At 50.2% G+C, this 23,863-nt stretch carries 19 protein-coding genes, 3 tRNA genes and 2 rRNA genes; 23 read left to right on the forward strand and 1 reads right to left on the reverse strand.

Translation table 11 applies throughout. The features are described from left to right. The first annotated feature begins 4 nt into the window (after window positions 1-4). The 16 genes from rrf (at window position 5) to HH215_RS23805 (ending at window position 15,535) form a co-directional block, all read left to right on the forward strand. Window positions 5-121, forward strand: a 5S ribosomal RNA gene (gene rrf / locus HH215_RS23730). 69 nt (window positions 122-190) lie between these two features. Continuing rightward, window positions 191-267 (forward strand) — tRNA-Ile (locus tag HH215_RS23735). Between the two features lie 25 nt (window positions 268-292). After that, a tRNA-Ala gene (locus HH215_RS23740) sits at window positions 293-368 on the forward strand. Window positions 369-656: 288 nt separating this feature from the next. Further along, window positions 657-3,586, forward strand: a 23S ribosomal RNA gene (locus HH215_RS23745). Window positions 3,587-4,366: 780 nt separating this feature from the next. Next, complete coding sequence (locus HH215_RS23750) at window positions 4,367-5,602, forward strand: putative glycoside hydrolase (protein ID WP_169282145.1); 1,236 nt, start codon at window positions 4,367-4,369, stop codon at window positions 5,600-5,602. 151 nt (window positions 5,603-5,753) lie between these two features. Continuing rightward, on the forward strand, window positions 5,754-7,211 hold the full coding sequence (gene guaB, locus HH215_RS23755) for an IMP dehydrogenase (RefSeq protein ID WP_169282146.1): 1,458 nt from the start codon (window positions 5,754-5,756) through the stop codon (window positions 7,209-7,211). Between the two features lie 123 nt (window positions 7,212-7,334). Then, window positions 7,335-8,678: a D-alanyl-D-alanine carboxypeptidase family protein gene (locus tag HH215_RS23760; RefSeq protein WP_375140459.1), complete on the forward strand. Its 1,344-nt coding sequence runs from the start codon at window positions 7,335-7,337 to the stop codon at window positions 8,676-8,678. Window positions 8,679-8,754: 76 nt separating this feature from the next. Then, the gene (pdxS, locus tag HH215_RS23765; protein ID WP_169282148.1) at window positions 8,755-9,636 is read left to right on the forward strand and encodes a pyridoxal 5'-phosphate synthase lyase subunit PdxS; all 882 of its coding nucleotides are present in this window, start codon (window positions 8,755-8,757) and stop codon (window positions 9,634-9,636) included. Between the two features lie 157 nt (window positions 9,637-9,793). Further along, window positions 9,794-10,384 carry a pyridoxal 5'-phosphate synthase glutaminase subunit PdxT gene (gene pdxT / locus HH215_RS23770; RefSeq protein ID WP_169282149.1) on the forward strand — a complete coding sequence of 197 codons (591 nt, stop codon included), beginning with the start codon at window positions 9,794-9,796 and terminating at the stop codon, window positions 10,382-10,384. Beyond that, a complete protein-coding gene (gene serS, locus HH215_RS23775) occupies window positions 10,371-11,657 on the forward strand; it encodes a serine--tRNA ligase (RefSeq protein ID WP_169282150.1) in 1,287 nt (428 codons plus the stop codon). The genes pdxT and serS overlap by 14 nt, the downstream gene beginning before the upstream one ends. Window positions 11,658-11,733: 76 nt before the next feature. Further along, window positions 11,734-11,822 (forward strand) — tRNA-Ser (locus HH215_RS23780). A 725-nt stretch (window positions 11,823-12,547) separates the two neighbouring features. Further along, complete coding sequence (locus tag HH215_RS23785; protein WP_169282151.1) at window positions 12,548-12,895, forward strand: hypothetical protein; 348 nt, start codon at window positions 12,548-12,550, stop codon at window positions 12,893-12,895. 15 nt (window positions 12,896-12,910) lie between these two features. Continuing rightward, window positions 12,911-13,087: a hypothetical protein gene (locus HH215_RS23790; RefSeq protein WP_375140460.1), complete on the forward strand. Its 177-nt coding sequence runs from the start codon at window positions 12,911-12,913 to the stop codon at window positions 13,085-13,087. Between the two features lie 15 nt (window positions 13,088-13,102). Next, window positions 13,103-13,252, forward strand: a complete 150-nt coding sequence (locus tag HH215_RS23795; RefSeq protein ID WP_169282153.1) for a small acid-soluble spore protein P — start codon at window positions 13,103-13,105, stop codon at window positions 13,250-13,252. Between the two features lie 117 nt (window positions 13,253-13,369). After that, window positions 13,370-14,275: a YitT family protein gene (locus HH215_RS23800; protein ID WP_169282154.1), complete on the forward strand. Its 906-nt coding sequence runs from the start codon at window positions 13,370-13,372 to the stop codon at window positions 14,273-14,275. Window positions 14,276-14,410: 135 nt separating this feature from the next. Further along, on the forward strand, window positions 14,411-15,535 hold the full coding sequence (locus HH215_RS23805; protein ID WP_169282155.1) for a hypothetical protein: 1,125 nt from the start codon (window positions 14,411-14,413) through the stop codon (window positions 15,533-15,535). Window positions 15,536-15,634: 99 nt separating this feature from the next. Here the strand turns inward: HH215_RS23805 and HH215_RS23810 are convergent, their stop codons facing one another. After that, window positions 15,635-16,315 (reverse strand): serine/threonine protein kinase, encoded by a 681-nt coding sequence (locus HH215_RS23810; RefSeq protein WP_169282156.1) that lies wholly within the window; start codon window positions 16,313-16,315, stop codon window positions 15,635-15,637. Between the two features lie 171 nt (window positions 16,316-16,486). On the opposite strand from HH215_RS23810, the gene HH215_RS23815 reads away from it, so the two are divergent. The 7 genes from HH215_RS23815 (at window position 16,487) to HH215_RS23845 (ending at window position 23,863) form a co-directional block, all read left to right on the forward strand. Further along, window positions 16,487-18,124 carry an AraC family transcriptional regulator gene (locus HH215_RS23815; protein WP_254450198.1) on the forward strand — a complete coding sequence of 546 codons (1,638 nt, stop codon included), beginning with the start codon at window positions 16,487-16,489 and terminating at the stop codon, window positions 18,122-18,124. Window positions 18,125-18,227: 103 nt separating this feature from the next. Next, window positions 18,228-19,253 (forward strand): ABC transporter substrate-binding protein, encoded by a 1,026-nt coding sequence (locus tag HH215_RS23820; protein WP_169282158.1) that lies wholly within the window; start codon window positions 18,228-18,230, stop codon window positions 19,251-19,253. Then, window positions 19,253-20,263, forward strand: a complete 1,011-nt coding sequence (locus HH215_RS23825) for a FecCD family ABC transporter permease (RefSeq protein WP_169282159.1) — start codon at window positions 19,253-19,255, stop codon at window positions 20,261-20,263. The genes HH215_RS23820 and HH215_RS23825 overlap by 1 nt, the downstream gene beginning before the upstream one ends. 31 nt (window positions 20,264-20,294) lie before the next feature. After that, entirely contained in the window at window positions 20,295-21,290 is a 996-nt protein-coding gene (locus tag HH215_RS23830; protein WP_169284549.1) for a FecCD family ABC transporter permease, read from the forward strand. A 1-nt stretch (window position 21,291) separates the two neighbouring features. Next, window positions 21,292-22,035 carry an alpha/beta hydrolase gene (locus HH215_RS23835; RefSeq protein ID WP_169282160.1) on the forward strand — a complete coding sequence of 248 codons (744 nt, stop codon included), beginning with the start codon at window positions 21,292-21,294 and terminating at the stop codon, window positions 22,033-22,035. Between the two features lie 245 nt (window positions 22,036-22,280). Further along, a complete protein-coding gene (locus tag HH215_RS23840; protein WP_169282161.1) occupies window positions 22,281-23,018 on the forward strand; it encodes a GntR family transcriptional regulator in 738 nt (245 codons plus the stop codon). An 83-nt stretch (window positions 23,019-23,101) separates the two neighbouring features. Then, window positions 23,102-23,863: a sugar isomerase domain-containing protein gene (locus HH215_RS23845; protein WP_169282162.1), complete on the forward strand. Its 762-nt coding sequence runs from the start codon at window positions 23,102-23,104 to the stop codon at window positions 23,861-23,863.

A 23,863-nucleotide genomic window follows, 5' to 3' on the forward strand; every position in this document is an offset into this window, starting at 1 on the left:
CCGGTTTGGTGGCAACGGCGGAGGGGTTCCACGCGTACCCATCCCGAACACGACCGTTAAGACCTCCAGCGCCAATGGTACTTGGACCGCAGGGTCCTGGGAGAGTAGGACGTCGCCAAGCCGGGCTTTTCTTATCCTTGTCTAAAGGGTTGGAGAAGCGAGAAGGCCCAGCAGCATCGGGCGCAAATATTGGCCTTTAGCTCAGCTGGTTAGAGCGCACCCCTGATAAGGGTGAGGTCGGTGGTTCGAGTCCACTAAGGCCAACCATCTTTCTTAAATGAATACTTCCCATGGGGACTTAGCTCAGCTGGGAGAGCACCTGCCTTGCACGCAGGGGGTCAGCGGTTCGATCCCGCTAGTCTCCACCATGAGACTTTCCAATGCACATTAGCAACACGTTGTTTCACAACGTTGACTGCCCGATGCGCAGCGAGACGATCTTATGATCGCTCGACTTGTACCTTGAAAACTGGATAGCGAAGTAAAGCGCGAATTAGAAGAAGTTTAGTATCATCTCTGCCTTACTAGTGTCAACAATTGTATGCGGAGGGATATCGATTCTGTTCGACTCATGCACGAGTGTTACGGTCGCCGTCTTTGACGGAGCCTAGTAACGAACGCGCATCGGAGAAACAGAATCGATATCCCGGAGCATTGGTTAAGCTAATAAGTGCGCACGGAGGATGCCTAGGCGCCAGGAGCCGAAGAAGGACGCGACGAACAGCGATATGCTTCGGGGAGCTGTAAGTGAGCTTTGATCCGGAGATTTCCGAATGGGGAAACCCAGCTACCGTAATGGGTAGTTACCCTCGAGTGAATACATAGCTCGTTGGAGGCACACCAGGGGAACTGAAACATCTAAGTACCCTGAGGAACAGAAAACAATAGTGATTCCGTCAGTAGCGGCGAGCGAAAGCGGAGAAGCCCAAACCTAAGAGCTTGCTCTTAGGGGTTGTAGGACGTCTCACATGGAGTAAGAAAAGAGAAGATTAAGCGAAGAGGTCTGGAAAGGCCCGTCACAGAAGGTAAAAACCCTGTAGCTGAAAATCTTCTCTCTCCGAGACGGATCCTGAGTACCGCGGGACACGAGAAACCCCGTGGGAATCCGGCAGGACCATCTGCCAAGGCTAAATACTACCTGGCGACCGATAGTGAAGCAGTACCGTGAGGGAAAGGTGAAAAGCACCGCGGGAGCGGAGTGAAAAAGAACCTGAAACCGTGCGCTTACAAGAAGTCAGAGCCCGATCTAGGGGTGATGGCGTGCCTTTTGTAGAATGAACCGGCGAGTTACGTTCACGTGCAAGGTTAAGCTGATGAGGCGGAGCCGAAGGGAAACCGAGTCTGAATAGGGCGCTTAAGTACGTGGTCGTAGACCCGAAACCGTGTGATCTACCCCTGTGCAGGGTGAAGGTGAGGTAACACTCACTGGAGGCCCGAACTCGTGAGCGTTGAAAAGCTCTGGGATGACGTGGGGGTAGGGGAGAAATTCCAATCGAACTCGGAGATAGCTGGTTCTCCCCGAAATAGCTTTAGGGCTAGCCTCGAGGTGAAGCATCATGGAGGTAGAGCACTGATTGGGTGCGGGGCCCGCCAAGGGTTACCAAGTCCAGTCAAACTCCGAATGCCATGTATGTATACTCGGGAGTCAGACGGCGAGTGCTAAGATCCGTCGTCAAGAGGGAAAGAGCCCAGATCATCAGCTAAGGTCCCCAAGTGTGTGTTAAGTGGGAAAGGATGTGGAGTTGCGAAGACAACCAGGATGTTGGCTTAGAAGCAGCCACCATTTAAAGAGTGCGTAATAGCTCACTGGTCGAGTGACTCTGCGCCGAAAATGTAACGGGGCTAAACACACCACCGAAGCTATGGCAGACGCGCGCAAGCGCGCTTGGGTAGGGGAGCGTTGTATACGGGTTGAAGTCGTACCGGAAGGAACGGTGGACTGTATACAAGTGAGAATGCCGGTATGAGTAACGAAAAGACAGGTGAGAATCCTGTCCGCCGAAAGCCTAAGGGTTCCTGGGGTAGGTTCGTCCGCCCAGGGTAAGTCGGGACCTAACGCGAGGCCGAAAGGCGTAGTGGATGGACAACAGGTTGAAATTCCTGTACCACCGTAATCCGTTATGAGCAATGGGGGGACGCAGGAGGAGAACGACGCGAGCTGATGGAATAGCTCGTCCAAGCAGTGAGAGGTGTGTGTAGGCAAATCCGCACACTAATACCTCAAGCTGTGATGGGGAGGGAAAATCATAGTACCGAAGGTCATGTACCCACGCTGCCAAGAAAAGCCTCTAGCCAGGAGAAGGTGCCCGTACCGCAAACCGACACAGGTGGGCGAGATGAGAATTCTAAGGCGCGCGGAAGAACTCTCGTTAAGGAACTCGGCAAAATGACCCCGTAACTTCGGGAGAAGGGGTGCCCCGGTAGTGTGAATAGCACGAGGGGGCCGCAGTGAAGAGGCCCAAGCGACTGTTTAGCAAAAACACAGGTCTGTGCGAAGCCGTAAGGCGAAGTATACGGGCTGACGCCTGCCCGGTGCTGGAAGGTTAAGAGGAGTGGTTAGGGGTAACCCGAAGCTATGAATTGAAGCCCCAGTAAACGGCGGCCGTAACTATAACGGTCCTAAGGTAGCGAAATTCCTTGTCAGGTAAATTCTGACCCGCACGAATGGCGTAACGACTTGGGCGCTGTCTCAACGAGAGATCCGGTGAAATTTTAGTACCTGTGAAGATGCAGGTTACCCGCGACGTGACGGAAAGACCCCATGGAGCTTTACTGTAGCTTGATATTGAACTTTGGTACGGTCTGTACAGGATAGGTGGGAGCCTATGAAGCAGGAGCGCAAGCTTCTGTGGAGGCGCCGTTGGGATACCACCCTGATCGTATCGGAGTTCTAACCTACTACCGTTAACCGGTAGAGGGACCGTGTCAGGCGGACAGTTTGACTGGGGCGGTCGCCTCCTAAAGAGTAACGGAGGCGCTCTAAGGTTCCCTCAGCGCGGTTGGAAATCGCGCGCAGAGTGCAAAGGCATAAGGGAGCTTGACTGCGAGACCTACAAGTCGAGCAGGGACGAAAGTCGGACTTAGTGATCCGGTGGTACCGAATGGAAGGGCCATCGCTCAACGGATAAAAGCTACCCTGGGGATAACAGGCTTATCTCCCCCAAGAGTCCACATCGACGGGGAGGTTTGGCACCTCGATGTCGGCTCATCGCATCCTGGGGCTGAAGTAGGTCCCAAGGGTTGGGCTGTTCGCCCATTAAAGCGGTACGCGAGCTGGGTTCAGAACGTCGTGAGACAGTTCGGTCCCTATCTGTCGCGGGCGTAGGAAATTTGAGAGGGGCTGTCCTTAGTACGAGAGGACCGGGATGGACGCACCGCTGGTGTACCAGTTGTTCCGCCAGGAGCACCGCTGGGTAGCCAAGTGCGGAAGGGATAAGCGCTGAAAGCATCTAAGCGCGAAGCCTGCCTCAAGATGAGATTTCCCAATTCGTAAGACCCCTGGAAGAACACCAGGTTGATAGGCTCGGGGTGGAAGCGCAGCAATGTGTGGAGCTGACGGGTACTAATCGGTCGAGGGCTTATCCTAAACGAATGATACTAGTAATACAAATGTTACTCACCTTCTTCTGACCGCTTTACTTCGCATCCAGTTTTCAAGGCGCAAGCCCATGAGACGAAGTTTTCTTCAACAAGGAGATGACATCGTCTTTTTTGCGTTTTTATTTTACGCAAGTCGAACGTTGAGCTGCAACGAATAACATTATCTCATACTGCTATTCGTTCCTAAAGTTACCCGGAGAGCCGCATAACGTTATGCCATAACGCTATCTCTCCTCGGAAGAAGAAAAAGGATCGATTTCAAAGAAATAACGTTACGCTATATCGCTATTTGACCCCGAAGACACCCGGAGAACCGAAATAACGTTATGTCATAGCGTTATTTCACCACTTAAGAGGAAACACACCAACCCCAACAAATAACGGAACGCCGTTCCGCTATTCACCTCCAACTCACCTAGAAAGCTGCAATAAAGGAACGGGATTCCGCTATCCCGGTCGTACATGGGGAAAATGGCGCAATCCCAAAGAAATAACGGAATAACCTGCCGCTATTAGTCCGGGACTCACCCCGAGAGCCGCAACAGCGGATTCTAGTTCCGCTATTGCGCGCCACAAAGGCAAGCTCTATATTGTTAGGCAATCCCTTCGCACCGAATGATCTGATGACCCTAAAGTTTGGCGCCACATATACCCATTGTTCAGCTATCTATAGAAATTTTCCCCTGTTCTCCCATAAACTCAGTTGCCGCATATTCGCTCCCGATGCAAACAATACCGATACCTATTACTCGGGAGGTATCCATTCATGACAATTTTGCGAAGTTTAGGCAAGCAAATTTGGACGACCGCCTTAATCGCATCTTTGGTGCTCGCGATAAACGGATGTACGGATGCGGACCACTTGAAATCGAACGATAAGCGCATCGAAAATAAGATAATCCCCAAATCCTCCGACAAAATCGAACCTCGTGCTCTATCCGACAAGGATTATCGTTCCTTAAGCCAAGCGGACGACAGTCGTCCGGCTTCGGTGATGAGCATCCAAAAACCGGTACGCGCGATCTATGTGACTTCCTACGTGGCCAACGGAAGCCGAATGGGCCAGTTGATCGACCTAGTCAATCAGACGGAGTTGAACGCGATGGTACTGGATATTAACAGCGGGATCTCCCTCTCCTCCCCCGTGCTTACCGGGAAGAAAAAATCCTATGTTATGCCGGTGCTGTCGAACAAGAAGTCGGCGCTGCGTTTTCGCGAAGTCGTCAAGCAATTAAAAAAACAAAATATCTATCTCATCGCAAGAATCGTTACGTTCAAGAATCCAACTTTGGTTTACGCAAAACCCGAATGGGCGCTGAAAAAGAAAAACGGTAAAGTCTGGACGGACCGCAATGGAACGCCGTGGATCGATCCCTATCGTGAGGAGGCTTGGGAGTATCCGCTCGCCTTGGCGGAGATGGCGGCAAAGATCGGGTTCGATGAAATTCAATACGATTATGTGAGGTTCCCGGAAAACGGTTCGAAAGTCGATCGCGAAGTTGCGTACGCTAATAAGTCAGGTTGGACGAAAAGCGAGGCGATTCACAAGTTCCTGCACCGAGCGAATCTGAGAGCCCATAAGCATGGCGTGAAAGTCTCCGCGGACGTGTTCGGTATGGTTGGTTCCTCGGATGACGATATGGGAATCGGTCAGAAATGGGACTCGATCGTGACGGAGGTTGATGTCATCTCTCCGATGATCTATCCGTCGCACTATTCGGAGGGAATGTGGGGAGTCAATCATCCGGATCTGCGGCCTGGAGCCATTGTTGCCCGAGCTCTGAAAGATACAGTAAAGCATAATCAGAAATTGAACGAGCAAGGAATCGCGACCGCGAAGGTTCGTCCTTGGCTGCAAGGCTTCACGGCAGGTTGGGTACATCCTCATCAGAAATACGGGGAAGCTCAAATTCGCGAGCAAATAGTAGCCGCGCGCAAGGCCGGATTTAACTCCTACATGATTTGGAATTCGGCAAACCGCTACCCCAAATTTACTACCTGAGATGGATAGTATTGGATTGAAGAATGCTTATGTGATGCGGTTTCCGACGCTTTCGAATGTGCTTGACAGCCTATGATGCCTCTGCTAAGATTGACGATAATCAATCGGAGACAATAGCTGGTGAAGCAACCGGCAAAGGGGGTAATTAGCTGTGTGGCAAACGAAATTCGCCAAAGAAGGACTTACATTTGATGATGTACTACTCATTCCGCGTAAATCTTCAACTCTTCCTCGGGACGTAGACGTCTCAACTGTACTAAGTCCTTCGGTAAAGCTCAACATACCGTTGATCAGCGCGGGGATGGACACGGTCACGGAATCGGCTTTGGCGATCGCAATCGCTCGCGAGGGCGGAATCGGTATCATTCACAAGAACATGTCCATTACGCAGCAAGCGGAAGAGGTGGATCGCGTTAAGCGCTCCGAGAGCGGAGTTATTACGAATCCTTTTTCCCTGACGCCGGATCATCACGTATACGATGCCGAAGAGCTTATGGGCAAATACCGGATTTCCGGTGTTCCTATCGTTAATAACGAAGGCAAGCTAGTCGGGATTCTGACTAACCGGGATTTGCGCTTCGTGCATGATTATTCGATCAAAATCAAAGACGTTATGACGCATGAGAACTTAGTTACGGCGCCAGTCGGAACGACTTTGCAGCAAGCGGAAGGCATTCTGCAGCAGCACAAAATCGAGAAATTGCCTCTCGTGGATGACACGAACACGCTTAAAGGTCTCATAACGATTAAAGATATCGAGAAAGCTATTCAATTCCCTAACGCTGCCAAAGACAGCCATGGACGTCTGCTTGTCGGCGCCGCGGTAGGGGTTTCTAAAGATACGTTCGAGCGTGCCGAAGCTTTGGTACAATCGAGCATTGACGTACTCGTCGTCGATTCGGCTCACGGACACCATATCGACATCGTATCGATGGTTCGCAAGCTTCGCGAGAAATACCCTCAACTGACAATCATCGCCGGTAACGTGGCAACGGGAGAAGCGACACGCGATCTCATCGAAGCCGGGGCTTCCGTCGTGAAGGTCGGTATCGGACCGGGGTCGATTTGTACGACGCGGATTATCGCAGGTATCGGGGTACCGCAAATTACGGCGATATACGATTGCGCAACGGTGGCAAGGGAATATAATATTCCGATTATCGCGGACGGCGGCATTAAGTATTCCGGGGAAGTTACGAAAGCGATCGCGGCCGGAGCAAGCTGCGTAATGCTCGGGAGCTTATTCGCGGGTACCGAAGAAAGCCCCGGCGAATCGGAAATTTACCAAGGGCGTCGTTATAAATCCTATCGCGGCATGGGTTCCATCGGCGCGATGAAGGAAGGCAGCAAAGACCGTTACTTCCAAGAAAACGAGAGCAAGCTCGTTCCGGAAGGCATCGAAGGTCGCGTTGCTTACAAAGGGCCGCTTAAAGACACGATTCATCAGTTGTTAGGCGGTCTGCGTTCGGGTATGGGCTATTGCGGAACGACTTCGATCGAAGAATTGAAGAACGATACGCAATTCGTGAAGATTACGGGAGCCGGCCTGCGCGAGAGCCATCCGCATGACGTGCAGATTACCAAAGAAGCACCTAATTACTCCTTTTAGATCCTGCTTGGGTTAAACTTATAGAGGAGCCGAGGGACAGGAATTTCATCTGACCTCGGCTTTTTCCTTTGTATGTCGTATGTTACAATAAGACGGAAGTATTTTATCGGAAAAGGGGAGAATGTGTTGAATCGTCATCATCTATTGCTATTACCTAAATCATTCTTTACGAAGCGGTTCGTCGCCGTCCTCGTTCTCGTTAGTTTTCTGTTCCTGTTCGGTCTGTCTTCTATCGCTTCCGCGGCGGATGAGGTTCCAGGAGCTCCCCAATTGGATGCTAAATCTGCGGTTCTAATGGATGCGGAAAGCGGGCAAGTCTTGTACCAACTCAATGGAGACGATGCTAAGCCGCCTGCCAGCATGTCGAAAATGATGACGGAATATCTGGTTTCCAAAGCCGTCAAACAAGGCAAGCTATCTTGGGATGAAACCGTGAGCATTTCTGAGACTGCCGCTAGCCAAAAAGGTAGCCGTATATTCCTTGCCCAAGGCGATAAACATACGATTAAAGAACTCTACATTGCAATGGCGGTCGGTTCCGCGAACGATGCGACGGCTCAATTGGCCGTATCCGTAGCCGGAAGCGAAGAAAATTTTGCGAAGCTCATGAACGAAACCGCAGTAGAGTTGGGAATGAAGAACTCTCATTTTATTAACTCGACGGGTCTTGATCGCGCGGATATGCCGGAAAAATTCCGTCCTTCCTCCATCGAAGGGGAAACGATGATGTCCGCCAAGGACTCGGCTATTCTGGCTTACCACATTCTGAAAGAAGAGCCTGAATTTCTGGAAACGGCGAAGATCCCGTCTTACAAGTTCCGCGAGCGCGACAAAACGCCGATCACGAACTGGAACTGGATGCTGGAAAGCAACGTCAACGTGCCTAACTTCAAGAAATTCGCTTATAAAGGCGTCGACGGTTTGAAAACCGGTCATACTTCTAACGCGGGCAACTGCTTTACGGGTACCGCTTTGCAGAACGGCACTCGGCTTATTGCCGTCGTAATGGGTGTTCCGGGCGGCACGAATGACGGTAAACGCTTCTTGGAAACGGCGAAGCTGTTCGACTACGGTTTCAAAAGTTTCGAGAAGAAAACGATTCTGGAAGCGAAATCCGTCGTGCCTGAGTACGAGACCTTGAAAGTCAAGAAGGGCAAGTCGAAGAAGCTGCCGGTCGTAACGGCAACGGATATTACAGTGTTGATTCCTAAAGGACAAGCGGTTGTACCGGTCGTTCAGGAAGTGAAGAGTACGCAGGATCCTCTTGTAGCTCCGATCAAGCTTGGCGATAAAGTGGGAACCGTTACTTACAAGTATAAGGACCCGTCTACGCAGGAAGATATACAAGTTTCGATCGATCTCATCGCTTCGGAGGAAGTAAATAAGGCTAGTTGGTGGAGATTAATGTTCCGCGCAATCGGTGATTTCTTCTCCGGCCTGTTCCAAGGGATCGTAGATCTTTTCTAAAACCGACTGAAATGGTTGTCTATTGTACAATCTTCATGTAAAATTTATTTTTAGAATCTGCGGGAGGCATAAAATAATGGAAACAGGAACTTCGAGAGTTAAACGCGGCATGGCCGAAATGCAAAAAGGCGGCGTCATCATGGACGTTATGAGCGCCGAGCAAGCTAAAATCGCGGAAGCTGCGGGCGCTACGGCAGTTATGGCGTTGGAAAGAGTACCATCCGATATCCGTGCAGCAGGCGGAGTGGCCCGTATGGCTAATCCTGAACTCGTAGAAGACGTTATGAAGGTCGTCAGTATTCCCGTAATGGCTAAAGCTCGGATCGGCCACTATGTGGAAGCCAAAGTATTGGAGTCCCTGGGCGTCGATTATATCGACGAGAGCGAAGTGCTCACTCCGGCGGACGAAGTGTATCACATCGACAAATCGTTGTTTACGATTCCGTTCGTATGCGGCGCGAAAGACTTGGGCGAGGCACTTCGTCGGATTCAAGAAGGAGCTTCGATGCTTCGCACGAAAGGCGAGCCGGGAACGGGCAATATCGTCGAAGCGGTACGTCATATGCGCATCATTACTGGTCAAGTGCGTAGAATTCAAAACTTGTCCAAAGACGAGCTGTTTCATGAAGCTAAAGTACTCGGCGTTAACTATGACCTATTGCTTAACGTTCATACTTCCGGACGTCTTCCGGTCGTTAACTTCGCGGCAGGCGGCGTTGCGACTCCATCCGATGCCGCGTTGATGATGCATCTGGGCGCGGACGGCGTATTCGTAGGATCCGGTATTTTCAAATCCGATAACCCTGAGAAGTTCGCTCGCGCAATCGTCGAAGCGACGACTCATTACGAGGATTACGCGTTGATCGCTCGCGTTTCCAAGGATCTGGGCGAGGCGATGAAGGGGATCGACATCTCCAAATTGCACTCCTCCGAACGGATGCAAGATCGCGGACTTTAAACGAGATCCGAGTCTAAGCGCATTCGTTTAGCTCGACCGATCGATATAGATTGCCGGTCACATGCGTTTAACCATCGAGCGGCTTCCATTCGGCATAGCATTATGCCGAAGGAAGCCGCTTGAGATTTATACTCGTACGGGGAAGAAGGAACTAAGGATGAACATCGGAGTATTGGCGCTGCAAGGGGCGGTCGCCGAACATATTCGTAGCATAGAGCTTGCCGGAGGCAAAGGTATTGCCGTTAAGAAGATTGAGCAATTAAAGGAAATCGACGGACTCGTCATTCCTGGCGGCGAGAGCACGACCATCGGCAAACTGATGCGCAAATACGGCTTTATCGACGCGATCCGGGAATACGCGGATCAAGGCAATCCCGTGTTCGGAACATGCGCGGGATTAATCGTGTTAGCCGAGCGCTTGGAAGGCGATGAAGAACCGCATTTGCGATTAATGGATATGACCGTGGCCCGGAATGCGTTCGGCCGTCAACGGGAGAGCTTCGAGACGGATCTGGACGTAAAGGGGATCGATACTCCGCTAAGGGCGGTGTTCATTCGCGCGCCGTTAATCAAAGAAGTCGGCGATCGGGTAGAAGTATTGTCGGAATATCAGGGGGAGATCGTAACGGCAAGACAAGGCAACTTGTTGGCGTCCTCATATCATCCCGAGTTGACCGATGACTACAGACTGCACGAGTTGTTCATTCGTATGGCCCAAGAAAGGGGACAAACCCATGTTGGACGTTAAACTGCTCCGCAATGATTATGATAAGGTCGCGCAAGCCCTTAGCCATCGTAATGCTTCATTAGACCTGATCGCGGCTTTTCCTCAGCTTGACGTTAGCCGCCGCGAGAAACTCACGGAGAGCGAGCAGCTTAAGAACCGTCGTAACGTCGTATCCCAGGACGTTGCGAAGCTTAAGAAGAGCGGCGAGAACGCAGACGAGCTGATCGCGGAGATGCGGAACGTGAACGACCGGATTAAGTTGCTGGACGATGAAGTACGCGAGATCGAAGCCGAAATGGATACATTGCTGCTGTCTATCCCTAACGTTCCTCATGAGAGCGTTCCTATCGGCGCTTCTGAAGAAGATAATATTGTTCTACGCAGCATAGGGGAACCGACGAAATTCGATTACGATGCGAAACCCCACTGGGAATTAGGCACGGAGCTCGGCATTCTGGATTTCGAAGCGGCCGCCAAAGTTACCGGCTCTCGTTTTGTATTTTACAAAGGGTTAGGCGCGCGCCTTGAGCGGGCTCTAATCAATCTTATGATGGATCTGCATTCCGACCAGCATGGGTATGAAGAAATTCTGCCTCCGTATATCGTTAATCGCGATAGCTTGATCGGTACGTCGCAGCTCCCGAAATTCGCGGAGGATCTGTTCAAGATCGAAGGAACGGATTATTTCCTCATTCCAACGGCCGAAGTTCCGGTAACGAACTTTCACCGAGAAGAAATTCTGCCTTCCGACGCGCTTCCTAAAGCTTTTGTAGCGTTCAGCGGCTGTTTCCGCTCCGAGGCCGGTGCTTCCGGTAGAGATACGCGGGGATTGATTCGGCAGCATCAATTCAACAAAGTAGAACTCGTTCAACTGGTTGCGCCGGATAAATCTTACGAAGTACTGGAGCAACTGACTGGCCACGCGGAGCGCGTGCTGCAATTGCTTGAATTGCCTTACCGGGTACTTGCGTTATGTACGGGAGATATGGGTTTTGCTTCCGCGAAAACCTATGACTTGGAAGTATGGCTTCCGAGCGCGGGGACGTATCGCGAGATTTCCTCTTGCACGAATTTCGAGGATTTCCAAGCGCGCAGAGCGGGCATTCGCTATCGTCCAGAGAACGGCGCGAAGCCGGAATTCGTGCACACGCTTAATGGCTCGGGCTTGGCGCTCGGTCGTACGGTTGCCGCCATCATTGAGAACTACCAGCAAGCGGACGGTACGGTTAAAGTTCCGGATGCGTTAAAACCATACATGGGCGGACTCGAATATATTGCTCCGCGCAGGGGTTGAAGTCAACCTGTCGAATGTGATATGATAACTGGGCAGTATCGGTCGAACCTTCACGGGTGAGTCGTCTGCCAGTCGTGGAGAGGTACCGAAGCGGTCATAACGGGGCGGTCTTGAAAACCGTTAGGGTGCAAGCCCACGTGGGTTCGAATCCCACCCTCTCCGCCATACGCGAAAAACAAGTCCGATTCCTGTGAAGGAATCGGTTTTTTGCGTGTGGCGGTGGGATGAGAACGGGCCGTTAAGCGAACATGCCCTAAGGCATGTTCGTAGGCCCCGGCGTGATAGTCGCAATAAGCGTAAAGGTGCTAACTAGCACCAGGAACGCAGCGACGGAGCGAATCCCACCCTCTCTGCCATACGCGAAAAACAAGTCCGATTCCTGTGAAGGAATCGGTTTTTTGCGTGTGGCGGTGGGATGAGAACGGGCCGTTAAGCGAACATGCCCTAAGGCATGTTCGTAGGCCCCGGCGTGATAGTCGCAATAAGCGTAAAGGTGCTAACTAGCACCAGGAACGCAGCGACGGAGCGAATCCCACCCTCTCTGCCATACGCGAAAAACAAGTCCGATTCCTGTGAAGGAATCGGTTTTTTGCGTGTGGCGGTGGGATGAGAACGGGCCGTTAAGCGAACATGCCCTAAGGCATGTTCGTAGGCCCCGGCGTGATAGTCGCAATAAGCGTAAGGTGCTAACTAGCACCAGGAACGCAGCGACGGAGCGAATCCCACCCTCTCCGCCATACGCGAAAAACAAGTCCGATTCCTGTGAAGGAATCGGTTTTTTGCGCAGTCGCAAATCTGTAGCCGTGTTTTCAAGGCTACGTGAGACGGAGCGAATCCCTCGCATAAGAAAACGCCAATGGGTCAACCTAACGAAGGTGGAGGTGATCACGATGGCAAATAAAGACGAATGGACCGTGCCGCAGGACGATCTAGCCGAAGCTTGGCAACAGGTGCTGCCTGAACGATTGAACGACGGCGATCAAGCCGAGGTCATCGCTAACGGAACGGATCCTCGTTCGCTTCAAGTTACGATCAAGACGGCGGGACACCAGAAGCTGGAATTCGATTTCGCCGTTCAGTACGTAGACAGCCGGGAAATCGATATTCAACTGACGGACGTAGAGAAAGACGGGCAGTCGGTCGACGAACGAACCGATATTATGCAGGATTTGATTCAGGATTATCGTCGTCACCTGCACGAAACGGCGCAAGCCTTGCATCATTTTACGCATTCGTAGAAGGAGGTAATGAAGTTGTCCGATTCCAACGGCTTTGCGGATAAAAATCTTAGCAATGCGGTGGAGGATTTGGCCGAGAATCCGGTAAATTCCCACCAAGCCCAGCAAAATCAGCAGGACAAGAACGATCGCCGCCATCAGGATGCGTTAAATCATGACAAGCCGACGGATCTGAAGCATTTCAAATCGTAAGGGGGCTTTCACGGGATGAGCAAGCCTAAGACGCAGCCGGTTCCGCAACCGGAAGAACATAGCTCGCGCCATTCGACGGTTGACCAACAGCCCGTTGAACCGCTGTCGGGCTCGAAGAAGGTCAAGAACCGGAACCATACCAGACACAACAACGCAGAAGGATAAACGGGTCCCGGCCAAGCCGGGGCTCTTTCTTTTGGCGTCTAGCCGAAGGCATCGTTGGTTTACCCCAAGTATCTACATTGGTATAATGAAAGAATACTCATAAAGGAGGACTTGTTCATGACCGATGCAAAAACCTTAGCGCCGCCCGGCCAGCCTACACCGATCCGCCATCACAAGCAAACCCCTTTCGAAATTGCACGGCGGATCATTTTAATCACCATCGGGGCCATTCTAGTCGGTGTCGCCCTGGAAATCTTCCTCGTCAACAATTCCATCATCGATGGAGGAGTTACAGGTATCTCCATTATGTCCTCATACTTATCGGGATTGCCCATCGGTATTTTCCTATTTGTCCTCAACCTTCCCTTTCTCATTCTAGGTTATCGTACGATCGGTAAGACTTTTGCTTTATCTACCCTGCTTGGCGTAATCGTATTGTCGATATCCACTACGTTACTACACCCCGTGAAGCCGTTCACGGATGATATTTTTCTAGCGGCCGTATTCGGAGGAATTTTCTTGGGAGCCGGAACGGGTATCGTTATTCGCGCGGGAGGTTCATTGGATGGAACGGAGATCGTAGCGATCATCCTAAACCGGAAATCTCCCTTTTCCGTCGGTCAAATGGTTATGTTCATTAACTTCTTCATCCTTAGCAGCGCGGGTTTCGTATACTCTTGGGATCGCGCGATGTTTTCCATGATTGCTTATTATATTGCTTTTAAGGTCATTGATCTTACGATCGAAGGTTTCGATGAATCGAAATCCTGTTGGATTATTAGCGATCATCACAAGGAAATCGGAGAGGCCATTACAGCGCGGTTAGGACGCGGAGTTACGTTGCTTCATGGCGAAGGCGGTTATACCGGGGATCAGAAAAAAGTGATTTTCTGCGTAATTACTCGTTTGGAAGAAGCGAAGCTGAAAACAATCGTGAATGAGCTTGATCCTGGAGCATTCTTGGCGGTAGGCAATATTCATGACGTCAAAGGTGGAAGATTCAAGAAGAAAGACATTCATTAACAGTAAATACGGGTATTTACGGAATTTAACAAAAATTTAACACCGAAAGTCTTTTCGCATACGCGAAATTGAGATACAATGGAATTTGCTTGATTTTTAGTTTCATTTTGAAAATTCGGAAGGGGTTATTGCATCTTGTTTAAGAGAAAATTAGGTTTCGCCATTCTAGCTGTTATGTTGACGTTTGTACTCGTGCTAAGCGGTTGTACGAAGGACAAATCGCCTAAAGACGCGCTCCAATCGTCCATGTCGAAATCATCGGATATCAAATCCTACAATTTTAAGGGTAGCATGAAGTTCGAGGACTTCAACTTCCCGGATGAAACCATGAGCGCAAGCGAGGCGGCTGCCGTAATCAATATGCTGAAAAGCGCGGAGCTGTCATGGACGGGTGGATACCGCCTGGATCCGATGCTTGCGGAAGTTAACCTTCAGCTCGCTCTGAAGGGCGATCTGGCCATTACCTTTAACGTTCCTATCGTGATGACGCAGAAGAAAGTTTGGATCAAGATTCCTAACATCCCGATGTTGCCGATTCCTGAAGACGTGATCGGTAAATTCGTCGAGCTGGATCTGGAGCAACTTGCCAAAGACGCCGGCCAACCGCTTCCAAACCTGGATGTCGCCAAATCGCAAAAGTTCTCCAACGATATCATGGGTATTGTATTTAAACACGTTGAAGAAGATCAGTACCTGAAAGAGATTAAAGTAAAAGACGCCGGATTGCCCGCGGACGTCGACGTGAATCAGGTCGTTCAATTCCATATGGACCAAACGCAACTCGAGCCGTTCTTGAATACGATCATCGAGAAAATCGCGCCCGAGATCATCGAGCTGCTCTCGAGCAATCAGGAATACCGCGATATGATGCAATTGAAACAGGAAGACCTGGACGAAGCCAAGAAAGCTCTTGCCGATGTTAAACAAGGCGATCTGGCCGATGGTCTTGCGGAAATGAAGAAAGAGCTTAAATCGCTCGATATTACTTCGAACATCGGAATCGACAAGAAGGAGTATCCGGTCTATACGGATGCTACGATCAAGGCTTCGATCGAATCCGAAGAATTGACGGGAAGCCTGGGCATCAAGGTTGTTTCCCAGACGACCGGAATTAACGAAGAAGTGAAGTTCGAGGTTGGCGAGCCGAAAGCCGAAGACATCATTACGATGGAACAACTGCAAGAGCAAATGGGCGGATTGTTCGGCGATATGGGCGGAATGGATCCCGAGTCGTTGGAAGGAACGGATTCAGGCCTGTAAGGCTAGCGAATAAAGGATTAAGAAGAGAAGCGGGGCAGAGATAAAATCTGCCTCGCTTCTTCTTGCTTCCCGCTAAGCACCGCAAGCGCCCACGTCTTCTTACTTGCGATCTCCTAAGAAAAGCGAGCTTACCCGTTTGGAGAAGTCTTCTATGCTGAAGGTGGTCGAATCGATGCGATTATACCAGTTCGATACGGTTTCCAGAATCCATGCGGGAACTCGGGAACCGGCAATCAGTGGATAAAAGCGTTTATACGACCAGACCAAGTGCTCCCAACGATGATCGTTCCCTTCTTTGCCGTATTCCGAAACATCGAGCACCTTGGCCCGTCCCTCTTGCAGGAGAATATTTTTGAGATGAATATCCCTTGGGTTCAGGTTGCGCTCTCGGACGAACTCGCGAGCGGCTTCTACGTCTTGGATCGCTTGCTCCGGAACGCGAACGCCTTGCAGAAGACAATCGTACAGGGTGATGCCTTGTTCGTAACTTAATACCAGATAATTAGATCCGGATCCGTAACAGCGAGCGAAGTAGGGGGAGCCTTCCAACCGTTCGTAAATTTCCGCCTCGGTCCTCTTTTTCTCCAATGCCTTGTCCGAATAAACTTTATAAGCGAAATCAGGCGTACCGGAGTAATAGAAGACGGCGGCATCCGTTCCGATGCCGATACAACGTAAACCTTCGGCGCCTCCGTTGACGGATACGGGTTTGTTCTGATCATAGCCAATGACCTCGATATGACTCAAGGCGTGTTCCGATTGTTTCCAATCCAACATCATGGGTACCAACTTTCCTTCCGCTGCAGACGTTATCCTTTTCTACAAGAGTTCCACAATTCCCTCTATTTGAAACGCTTGAGGCGGGATACAATTGATATTGAGAATGATTATCGGTATACTTGGAGCAAAATAAAATTAATGGTTGTGTATAGATAAATGGAGCACGAGCGATTGGATAATGGCAACAGGGACATAGGGATACATGAATATCTGTTTAGATTTCGCTCTATCGAAACCGTGAATCAAGTTCAAGTTAACCATAGTCCATTTCATCAGCAACTCGTTTTCTCTTACGTGCTTGTCGTTACGGCAGCGGGAGAAGCGCGGATGATGATAGATTCCGATCATTACGAGATGAGACGCGGGTCCGTTTGCTTGATTAAGCCTGAGCATACGCTTGGCTCCGAAGCTCTTAGCGAGGACGTTACGTTGTACCTGATCAGGTTCGATGTTTATGGTTCAGGTGAAGAGGGCAATGACTTATTGAAAGATGTAAAGAGCTTCGATCTGCCTCAAGCCGCAAGGGAACTGATGATATCGCCTCCGGACAAGCTTGTGGCGTTATGCGAGGAACTCTATCGAACCAGTCGTAGCGAAGATGAGCTTTCGCGCTTCAAATGTCAGATCGATTTTCAGAGCTTGTTATACTTTATTCAATTGAACAGCCGGATAAGACAGGTTAGCACGGACTCGGCATTGGAGCAGGTCAAGAAATACGTGGAGGAACAATACACGGAGCCTCTGACGGTTCATCAATTGGCGCATATGGCAGAGTTGAGTTCCAATTACTTCGTTGATCTATTCAAGAAGAGATTCGGGCGAAGCGTAATGGACTATGTTGCCGAGCTCCGCCTGCAAGAGGCCAAGCGTCTGTTGTCTCTAAGGGAGTGGAAGCTCCGGGACATTGCCAATCGCGTGGGTTATGGAGACGAGTTTTATTTTAGCCGTAAATTCAAGAAGCAGTATGGCATATCCCCTAAAACCTATATGAAGAGCCGTACCCGTAAGCTTATCGCTTACGAACCAGCCGTTCTTGGATACTTGATTCCGCTTCGGTTTCTACCGTACGCCGCGCCCCTTCATCCGAAATGGACGGAGTACTATTACCGAAATTATCGTAATGAAATTCCGACTCATACGCACGTAACTAATTTTCATCAGGTTTGGGAGTCGAATCTACAGCTTCTTAAGCCTCTATTAGCCGATATCGTAATCGCTTCGGATGAAATACGGGAAGAGGAGAAGCGATTATTGGCAACGATAGCCCCTCGTATTTGCTATTTATCTTCCACGCTTACTTGGCGCGAACAGCTTCGATATTTGGGAGATCAGCTTGGCGAGAAGTGGAAGGCAGAGAAGTGGTTGGAAGAGTACGATCATAAAGTAAGCTCTTGCAGGGAGCAGATTCAGATTAGCCAAGCGATTACCGGCAAACGGTTCATCTCTCTTCGAATGGCCGAGGATCGGCTCTATTTGTATTGTAATCGAGGCATGAGTCATGTGCTGAATGAGGATTTAGGGCTCCTCTCCGCGCATCGCGATGAAGTAACCCTATATGACGAGAATACTACGCTTGAAGAGCTAGCGCGGATTCGAACGGATATGATCTTTCTTCTCGTCCGTCAAGACAGCGAAACGCTTGATTCGTGGAAGAAGCTTCAGAACGATCCGGCATGGATGCGGATAGACGCTGTGAAGCGTAATCGGCTCTACATTCTTACATCGGATCCGTGGAGAGAATATTCGGCGCATGCGCAGCTTCGTATGTTAGAGCAAGCAACGCAGTTGCTATCAGAAGATCGTCCATGAATGTTCAGTATTTTGTTCATGTACAAAAGATCACTCTCTTCTTTATTATGATAATGATAATCGTTATCATAATGGGAAGTGGCGAGAGGGGTCTTAGAGCAAGATGAGGAAGACAAAGACAGTTTGGTTAGCGGGCCTAATGGCCATTGTTCTAGTCGTCATAACGGCATGCGGAGGATCGAAAGATAACGGACAGTCCAATAGCGGCGCTTCCGCAACCGTAGCGCCTTCCGAAACGGCAAGTGAATCTCCAAGCGCAGAAGCTGCCGAGACGACCGAGAATGCGGGAGAGCGCGTTATAGAATATCTTGGCGAGTCTTATACGGTACCGGCTAACGTAGAACGCATCGTCATCACGGGTGCCGTAGAAGCGATGGAAGATTCGGTCGTTCTCGATGTACACCCTGTCGGTGCGATCTCGTTCGGCGGCGAATTTCCGGAACGGTTCGTTAAGATCGTGGATCAAGCGGAATCGATCGGCGAGAAGAGAGAGCCGAATTTCGAAGCGATATTAAAGCTGAAGCCGGACGTCATACTGGGCACGACCAAGTTCGGTGAAGAGATCGTCGAGCAACTGAAGAAAATCGCGCCATTCATCGCGGTATCCCACATCGCGGCGAATTGGGAAGCGAATCTGCAACTGCTAGGCGAGCTTTCCGGCAAGAGCGAGCAAGCCGCGGCCGCAATTGCGCAATACCGCAAGGATGCCGATGAAGCTGAGCTTGAGTTTGCTACGCACCTTGCCGACCAGAAGGTGTTGGCGATTCGCATACGCGAAGGCGAACTGAACATTTATCCGAAAGCGGTATTCGTGAATCCGATTCTGTATACGGATCTTGGATTAAACGTTCCGGCCGAAGTCGAAGCGGCAACCGCGCAAGAGGTCATCTCGAACGAACAATTAGCCGTGATTAATCCGGATTATCTATTCATTCAATTTTCCAACGAAGAGAACGCGGATACGTTAACGGCTTTGGATGAATTCCTTGCTAACCCGATCGTGAAGAAGGTATCCGCGGTTAAGAATGACCGGGTATTCGTCAATGTCATCGATCCGTTGTCGGAGGGCGGCCCGGCATTGAGCCGTATCGAGTTCCTGAAAGTCGCGCAAGATCTGCTTTCCAAATAATGCGCGCATTCGATGGGAAAAGATCCGTAGGAATATTCGGACTTGGCATCTTGCTTATTGCTATAACGGCTATAGTATCGATTATGAACGGTACTAAAACGATAAGTTACGGATCAGTATGGGATGCATTTTTCTATTATGATTCGGATAATTTGGATCACGTGATCATTCGAACATCGAGAATTCCGAGGGTTATAGGAGCGCTTTTCATTGGGGCGTTCCTAGCCGTATCAGGCGCGTTAATGCAGGGGATGACAAGAAACTATCTTGCATCCCCTTCAATTATGGGCGTGACCGATGGCTCGGTCTTCGTCATCACGCTGTGCATGGTATTCCTGCCGGGGCTTTCTTCGATGTCGCTGATCATGTATTCCCTCCTTGGCTCGGCCGTTGGAGCTTGTCTCGTATTCGGGCTAGCCAGACTGCTGCCGGGAGGGTTCTCGCCGATTACGCTAGCCATTCTTGGGACGATAATCGGCACCTTCTTAGGCGGAGTTTCCGCGGCGCTTTCTACCTATTTTCAAGTGTCGCAAAATATCAGCTTCTGGTTCAATGCGAGGTTGTATCAGATGGATCCGGCGGTGATCAAGCTGTCCGTCCCGTTTGCCATCGTAGGGTTAGCAATCGCTATGATCGTATCCCGCGGCGTAACAGCTTTATCGCTAGGCGACGATATGGCCAGAGGGCTGGGCATGAACATCTTATGGATTAAAGGGTTAACGATGCTGAGCGTCGTCATACTAACGGGAATATCCGTTGCCATCGCCGGGAAAATCGCGTTCGTAGGCTTAATCGTTCCGCATATCACGCGATATCTGGTAGGTCAAGATTATAAACGGATCGTTCCCTTCGCCGCGCTTATCGGAGGGTTGTTCCTAGCTTGGTGCGACCTGATCAGCCGGTTCCTGAATCATCCGTTCGAGACGCCGATCGGCGTCGTGACGGCGCTGTTCGGGGTCCCTTTCTTCCTCTATCTCGTCAAGACGAGAGGAGGCGGGAAAGTTGACTGATTCAACGTATGCCAAGAGATTCTGGACGGTCATGCTCTTAACCTGTGCGATTGCGATCATAGCGATGTATGTGAGCTTAACGAATGGAACGTTCGATATTTCCGCGATGGATGTTATTCGCACGCTGTTTCGAGTGGATTCGATCAGGGAACACGATCTTGTCATTTTCGAGTTTCGGTTACCTCGCATTCTAATCGGCGCAATCGTCGGATTCGGGCTAGGGATTGCGGGAGCCGCTCTTCAAGGCATTACGAGAAACGCGCTTGCGGATCCGGGCATTCTCGGCATTCATGCGGCAGCGGGCACTTCCGTCGTACTGTTTATGTTTCTGTTTAACGGCGCGATCAAGGGCGCAGGCTGGTTATCGATTATAGCGATGCCTATGTTCGGTTGGATCGGCGGCATTGTTGCAGTCGTTCTGCTGTATGTGTTGGCGAGACACAACGGAGAATTCGATCCGAAGCGGCTCATCCTGGTCGGAATCGCGTTAGCTTCGGGATTCGGCTCGCTTACGCTGTATGTCTCTCTTAAGATGGATCCTACGGATTTCGAGATGGCTACCGTATGGCTATCGGGAAGCATCTATAGCGCGAATTGGAAGTATGTCGTCTCCGCGTTGCCGTGGATCGTGATTCTGACGCCGATCATTTATAGAAAGTCGGTTATTCTTGATTTGTTTCAACTCAATGAACTTAGCGTCAAAGGAATCGGAGTGCAGACGGGCAGAGAGCGTCAAATCCTGCTATTCTGTTGCGTCGGACTCGTGAGCGCTTGCGTTTCCGTATCCGGCAGCATCGGTTTTGTCGGTCTAATCGCGCCTCATATCGCGAAGAGGCTCATTGGAATCCGTTATCGATATATCGTTCCCGCCTGCGGCATGATCGGAATGGTTATGGTCGTCGTCGGCGACTTTATCGGCAAGACGGTATTCGCGCCTGCCGAGCTTCCGGTCGGAATCGTCATTTCGATCATTGGCGTGCCTTACTTTGTGTATTTGCTGTACCGCGCGAGCAGAAAGGGGCATTAATATGTATCAAACAATGAAGAGGGAATCGGTCGCGGGCTACGAGATGACGATCCTTGTTCCTCCATCCTACGAACAAACTGATAAACGTTATCCGGTCGTTTACGTTCACGATCATGGCGATGTTATTATGCAGAGCTTAAATTATATCGAGCATCTGTTCAGGTCGAACCAATTGGATGAATTGATCTTCGTAGCCATCGAGCCCCATGACCGGCGCCATGATTACACGCCTTGGCGGGCCAAGGGGATCATGCCCGATTCGCCGGATTTCGAAGGCAAAGGACTTCGGTACTTAACGGATATCGTTGAGCGCATCAAACCGTACGTCGATCAAACCTTCGCGACGTTGCCGGAGGCCGAGCATACCGGCATTGCGGGCTGTTCGTTCGGCGGCTTGATTTCGATCTATGCGATGTATCATTACGGGCATGTGTTCGGGAAATATGCTTTGCTGTCGACCTCTTTCTGGTACGAGGGGTTCATCGATTATATGGGTAAGCAGAGGATCGGGTCGAACCCGCAAATCTATCTATATGTAGGCGCATTGGAAGGGTTCTATAAGACCAACATTCAACAAGGAATGGTCGAGAAGACGAGGAAGGCGCATGCTCTTTTGTCGGAAACCGGCGCGAAGCAGGAACGGATAAGATTCGAGATGGACGCTAAGGGAACGCATGACGATTTGTTTTTTGCGCCGCGAATGATTGAAGCCCTTCTATGGCTGTTTGCGGGGCAAAGGGCGTAATCCTATAGAACGCAATGAACCTCCTGATAACAGGGGGTTTATTTGTCGTTGTGGAGCCTATTCTATCGTTTACAAAGCTGCGAAAACACAAACACGAACGTTCTCCTAATTATTAATATAAACATTCGTATTTGAGAGCATATTTTAAGAAAAAAAGCAAAAAATAAGGACTTACATTTCATATTTTTGTGTGGTAATATGGACATGTTGATATATCAACATGACTAATCGGGAGGTGGCAAAAGTTGTCGAAGATCAATCATTCCAGTTATATGCCTTTGTATGCGCAAATCATCGACTATTTAACGGAAATGATTGATTCGGGTCGTTATAAGACGGGGGAGCAGATTCCTTCCGAGATGATTCTGGCCAAAGATCTCGGGGTCAGTCGAATAACGGTTACGAATGCCATTCAACGAATGGTGCAGGAAGGTACTCTATATCGGATTCAAGGCAAAGGAACGTTCGTAGCCGAGAAGAAGAGCGTAGAGCATCGATTAACGACTTTAATCAGCTTCACGGAAGATATGGTCAGCCGAGGGTATAAAACCCGCACCGAACTGGTCAGCATCGAACTTGTCGTTCCTAGCGAGAAAATCATGCAGAACCTTGAACTTTCCGAGGGGGATCAGACTTGGAAAATCAAAAGAATTCGTTATGCGGACGAGGAACCGATGGCTATTCAGAACGCATATTTGCCGGAGAAGATTTTTCCCGACCTAGATAAAAAGGGATTGGGCAACAATTCCCTGTACGATCTGCTACGAGACGGTTACAAGGTCGAAATGTCCGAGGCGGAGGAGCATTATCGGGTTATGGTGCTTCGCAAGGAGGAAGAGGCCCGAATGCTGAACGTTACTCCGGAATTTCCGGCCCTGTTCAGCGTAAGGGTGTCAACCTTGAAGAACAAACAGAAGTTCGAGTACACCGAGTCGATTCTTCGCGGGGACAGGTACGTGCTCTCGGTAAAACTAAGTATTTGAGTTTACAAGGTCTGCAAGATCTGCAAGCTTTGCAAACAACAACGAGATTATCAGAAAAAACCAACATCAGGAGGAATACAATCATGTCATCTTTAACTTACTTCAACGAAATTCAAAGCTTGCTCGGACGTTTGGACGGACAACAGGAAAACATAAAAAAAGCCGCCGAGAAATGCGCTGAAGCGATTAAGAGCGGAAACTGGGTACGGATGTTCGGAAGCGGCCACTCCGTCATTCCGACGATGGATTGTTTCCCTCGTTACGGCGGATATGTGGGTTGGTATCCGATTATGGATCCTCGTCTAATGTGGACGACGGTCAGCGGATTCGGCGGTGCCGAGGAACTGATCTGGCTCGAGCGTCAAGAAGGCTACGCGGACATGTTCCTTCGTCATAACCAATGGAACGCCCAAGACGTATGCATCGTGTTCTCGCATGGCGGTCAGAACGCGGCTCCGGTCGAAGTTGCGCAAGCGGCTAAACGCGACGGACTCTTCGTTATCGCGGTAACGAGCATGGAAAATCACAACAACCGCGCGGCAACTCATTCCACGGGCCAGAAAATCGGAGACGTTGCCGATCTCGTTCTCGATAACTGCGTATCTCCCGAAGACGCCGTCGTTCCGATCGAAGGAGTTATCGGCAACGTAGGCGGAACTTCCACCGTGTCCGTTATTTTGCTTATCCAGTCGTTGGTTGCGGAAACGGCCGCGATCTTATCCAAACAAGGCTATTACGTTAAGCCGTTCGCGTCTCCGAACGTACAAGGCATTTCCAAAACGCACAATGACGAGGTCAATCTTGAATTCCGTGCCAGAGTCAAGGAAACGAATTCCAGAACGTAA

The organism is Cohnella herbarum (genome assembly GCF_012849095.1).
GTDB classification, from domain to species: Bacteria; Bacillota; Bacilli; order Paenibacillales; family Paenibacillaceae; genus Cohnella; species Cohnella herbarum.

Coding starts and splice junctions, on each gene's coding strand:
- HH215_RS23750 (WP_169282145.1), top strand. CDS start 4,367: ATGACAATTTTGCGAAGTTTAGGCAAGCAAATTTGGACGACCGCCTTA.
- pdxS (WP_169282148.1), top strand. CDS start 8,755: ATGGAAACAGGAACTTCGAGAGTTAAACGCGGCATGGCCGAAATGCAA.
- pdxT (WP_169282149.1), top strand. CDS start 9,794: ATGAACATCGGAGTATTGGCGCTGCAAGGGGCGGTCGCCGAACATATT.
- serS (WP_169282150.1), top strand. CDS start 10,371: ATGTTGGACGTTAAACTGCTCCGCAATGATTATGATAAGGTCGCGCAA.
- HH215_RS23785 (WP_169282151.1), top strand. CDS start 12,548: ATGGCAAATAAAGACGAATGGACCGTGCCGCAGGACGATCTAGCCGAA.
- HH215_RS23795 (WP_169282153.1), top strand. CDS start 13,103: ATGAGCAAGCCTAAGACGCAGCCGGTTCCGCAACCGGAAGAACATAGC.
- HH215_RS23800 (WP_169282154.1), top strand. CDS start 13,370: ATGACCGATGCAAAAACCTTAGCGCCGCCCGGCCAGCCTACACCGATC.
- HH215_RS23810 (WP_169282156.1), bottom strand. CDS start 16,315: ATGATGTTGGATTGGAAACAATCGGAACACGCCTTGAGTCATATCGAG.
- HH215_RS23820 (WP_169282158.1), top strand. CDS start 18,228: ATGAGGAAGACAAAGACAGTTTGGTTAGCGGGCCTAATGGCCATTGTT.
- HH215_RS23825 (WP_169282159.1), top strand. CDS start 19,253: ATGCGCGCATTCGATGGGAAAAGATCCGTAGGAATATTCGGACTTGGC.
- HH215_RS23830 (WP_169284549.1), top strand. CDS start 20,295: ATGCTCTTAACCTGTGCGATTGCGATCATAGCGATGTATGTGAGCTTA.
- HH215_RS23835 (WP_169282160.1), top strand. CDS start 21,292: ATGTATCAAACAATGAAGAGGGAATCGGTCGCGGGCTACGAGATGACG.
- HH215_RS23845 (WP_169282162.1), top strand. CDS start 23,102: ATGTCATCTTTAACTTACTTCAACGAAATTCAAAGCTTGCTCGGACGT.